Below are 546 nucleotides of genomic sequence, written 5' to 3' on the forward strand. Positions count from 1 at the left end.
ATTGTTCGGAACAGATTCAACCGTAACATCAAATTTTACAGTAACTGATGATCCTGGTGTTATAGTATCTAATGTAAATCCTACATTAGGATCATAATCTGGATATGCTGTAGATCCAATTTTAACAGAACCACTTACAAATGTTGTATTGTTTGGTACTAAATCTGTAAATATAGTGTCTGTTATATTTATATTACTATCATTAGTTATTACAGAAGTATAAGTTAATTTATCTCCTACAGTTGCATAAGTTTTATCTACGCTCTTTGTATTACTTACATTTATATTTCTTATATTTGTAGTTGTTGTGTTACTAGTTAAAGTTCCATCAATGTATGGACTCGTTGGACTTAATTGATATTTAAAATTAATACTTGCACTGTTGTTAATTTGAGGAGGATTAGGAACACTAGATACCGTTGCTTTAAACATTACGACAACATTTCCTCCAGGTAAAATATCGCTTATTGTAAATCCATTATTAGGATTTGCACTTGGTTTACTAATTCCATCTATAAATACAGATCCATCTACAAATGTTGCTCC

General features: G+C 29.9%; 1 protein-coding gene. It reads right to left on the reverse strand.

What is annotated here, in order from left to right; genetic code table 11:
* Positions 1-546: DUF11 domain-containing protein (locus AZI32_RS17575; RefSeq protein ID WP_157450994.1), on the reverse strand; the 546-nt coding region annotated here is incomplete at both ends.

Source organism: Clostridium sp. ATCC 25772 (genome assembly GCF_001573875.1).
In the GTDB taxonomy this organism is placed as follows: Bacteria; Bacillota; Clostridia; order Clostridiales; family Clostridiaceae; genus Clostridium_J; species Clostridium_J senegalense.